The 2,348-nt window shown below is 65.5% G+C and carries 3 protein-coding genes and 2 pseudogenes; 3 read left to right on the top strand and 2 right to left on the bottom strand.

The features are described from left to right. Together VGH54_RS09925 and VGH54_RS09920 are read left to right on the top strand one after the other, a co-directional pair. Positions 1-153: hypothetical protein (locus VGH54_RS09925; protein WP_331511784.1), on the top strand; the 153-nt coding region annotated here is incomplete at its 5' end. Positions 154-171: 18 nt separating this feature from the next. Continuing rightward, complete coding sequence (locus tag VGH54_RS09920) at positions 172-426, top strand: hypothetical protein (protein WP_331511783.1); 255 nt, start codon at positions 172-174, stop codon at positions 424-426. Between the two features lie 8 nt (positions 427-434). Here the strand turns inward: VGH54_RS09920 and VGH54_RS09915 are convergent, their stop codons facing one another. Together VGH54_RS09915 and VGH54_RS09910 are read right to left on the bottom strand one after the other, a co-directional pair. After that, a complete protein-coding gene (locus VGH54_RS09915) occupies positions 435-1,769 on the bottom strand; it encodes an adenylate/guanylate cyclase domain-containing protein (RefSeq protein ID WP_331511782.1) in 1,335 nt (444 codons plus the stop codon). Beyond that, a pseudogene (locus VGH54_RS09910) lies at positions 1,702-2,034 on the bottom strand (excinuclease ABC subunit A); the annotation flags it as partial. The gene VGH54_RS09915 and the pseudogene VGH54_RS09910, both read right to left, overlap by 68 nt. On the opposite strand from VGH54_RS09910, the pseudogene VGH54_RS09905 reads away from it, so the two are divergent. Beyond that, a pseudogene (locus VGH54_RS09905) lies at positions 2,034-2,348 on the top strand (esterase family protein); the annotation flags it as partial. The pseudogenes VGH54_RS09910 and VGH54_RS09905 overlap by 1 nt on opposite strands.

Raw genomic sequence — 2,348 nt, 5'->3', positions numbered from 1 at the left:
CACGACTGGCCGTTTGCGAGCAACGCTTTCGCCGCAGCATTGCCCTGGCTGGCCGGTCGGCTGGACACTCCCGGGGTGCCGAGGATTCCGGCACCGGCCACTTGGCCGCCCGCCTCGGCTCCGGCTCCGCACGCCGAGCCGGTCGGCCGCTAACGCGGGTAGCGTGGCATCGTGCCCGAAGAACCGGAAACCCCCGCCGGCCAGCCCGATATCGACCCGGGCTACAGCACCTCTGGGGTGCCGACGTTCGATTCGGTCCGCGAGAAGATCGAAAGCCGCTACGAAACATCCATCGGTTCAGCCGAATTGGGTGCCGAAACGCCCGAGGGCCGCGACGTCGAGGACCAGTACGAGGCCCGGCAGCGTGCGGCCGCCGATCGGTTAGCCCAAATCCGGGAATCGATGCGCGACGACAGCGCCGACTAAGCGCTGGTCTAGGGCGGCGTCACCCGGTAGACGTCGACGTCCTCCGGCAGACCCTTGAGCCGGTGTGGCCCAAGGCTTTCGAAGAGTAGGCCCGAACCAGTTGACAGGTCGCGCACGGTCCGGCTGGTGAAGACCTCGCCCGCGCCAGCCAACCCACCAATGCGTGCGCCGACATGGACCGCCATGCCGCTCCATTCGTCGCCGCGGCGCTCGCATTCGCCGGTGTGGATGCCCGCTCGGATGGGAATGCCCCGCGTGGCAAGAGCAGGTGCCAGTTCGAGGGCGCATTTCGCAGCCTTTGTCGGGGCGTCGAACAACGCGAAGACACCGTCACCCGTGTGGTTTGCCCGGAAGCCGCCATACTTCGCAAGGGTGTAGTCGACAACACTGTCGTGGTTGTTCAGCTGAGTCCGCCAGTGGGCGTCCCCATGGGCACTCAGTTTCTCGGTCGAACCGACGATGTCGGTGAATAGCACGGTCTTGAGCACACGCTCATCGATAGGCGCGCTTGGGTTGTCGGAAATGAACGCCAGGACCTGTTCGCTGAGCTCATCGAGGATGTCGAATCCGTTGTGCGAACCGGCGGGGAGCGAATGGAACCGCGCATTGGGGATGGCCGCCGCGAAGGCGGCGGCCGCTTCAAAGGGGACCAATTGATCGCCTGGTCGCGCGAGCACCAGCGTGGGCGCCTGTACGGCGGCGAGCGCACTCCGGACGTCAAGCTCCATGAAGGACTGCCAGCCGAGCTTCGCCAACGTCGGGCTCGCGATCGAGCGCTGTAGCCGGCCAAACATCGACCGGACGCCTGCAACGTCGGCGGCGTCTCCATAGAACAATTCCGCAAGTGCGCCTTCACCCCAGTCGCGGTCGATCTCATTGAGTTGCGACCGGACCTCGGCGGGGGTGAATCCCCACGGAAAATCGGGGAGGTCTTGGGAGAACCGGGCCGCGGTTCCGTACACCCCGAGGAAGCTGACGCGTTCGGGGTACCTGGCGGCAAAGAGGGTACAGACACAGCCACCCTCGCTGGAACCTAGAAGCACCGGGCGGTCGACTCCAATCGCATCGATCACGGCGCGTAGGTCGTCGATCCGCTCGTCTAGCGAAGGCAGGTGCGACACAGGATCCGACAATCCGGTGCCGCGCCTGTCGAACATAACGAATTGCAGTCCGGAAAAGAGTTCGATGAGGCGGGCATACGGACTGCCAGGGTCGCCGACAGTATCGACATTGGTCACCACCCAACCAGATGCCCAGATGGCAACGGGCCCCGAATCACCAAAGACGCGGTATGCCAGCCGGACGTCGCCGTTTCGCGCGTACCGCACGCGCCCGTCTCCCATCTGGACATTGTCGCAGGGCGGGAGCCGGCGGATTGGCTAGTTGTCGACTGCTCATAGATCGCCAGTCGCTGCGGACTAACTTCACACGGTTTGGGGCGGACGCGCCGAGTGCCTGGGCGAGGAACTTGCCGGTATAGCTTTCGGGCACCGCCATCACCTCCTCCGGCGTACCCTCGGCGACGACGGTTCCGCCGCCGGCACCGCCCTCAGGGCCCATGTCGATGATCCAGTCCGATGTCTTGATCACGTCCAGGTTGTGTTCGATCCATCGCGCGGCTGTTCGGCGGCAACGCCGACGCGTAGGCCGGTTTCGATCCGGCCACCGTCATCGCCAGACACGGCCGATACAACGGGGTTTCGGGCTGGTTCGATGTGTCGTCGAGCAACCCGCCGAAGCGTCATCGCGGTCTGTCGGTGACGGACGCCAGCGACGTCTACCTCGGCGGCCGAGTCGTTGTGCGCGCTCGGCCGCGCCAACGGCATCAACTGCGCCATCGTGGCCCAGTCCGGCAACCACGACTGGCCGTTTGCGAGCAACGCTTTCGCCGCAGCATTGCCCTGGCTGGCCGGTCGGCTGGA

The sequence above is a fragment of the Mycobacterium sp. genome, assembly GCF_036488105.1.
In the GTDB taxonomy this organism is placed as follows: Bacteria; Actinomycetota; Actinomycetes; order Mycobacteriales; family Mycobacteriaceae; genus Mycobacterium.
Note: the sequence above shows the minus strand (reverse complement) of the source record. Positions and strands in the feature narration are given on the sequence as shown.

Bases quoted from the DNA above. Each gene is read 5' to 3' on its own strand.
- VGH54_RS09915 (WP_331511782.1), bottom strand. From the start codon at position 1,769: ATGGGAGACGGGCGCGTGCGGTACGCGCGAAACGGCGACGTCCGGCTG.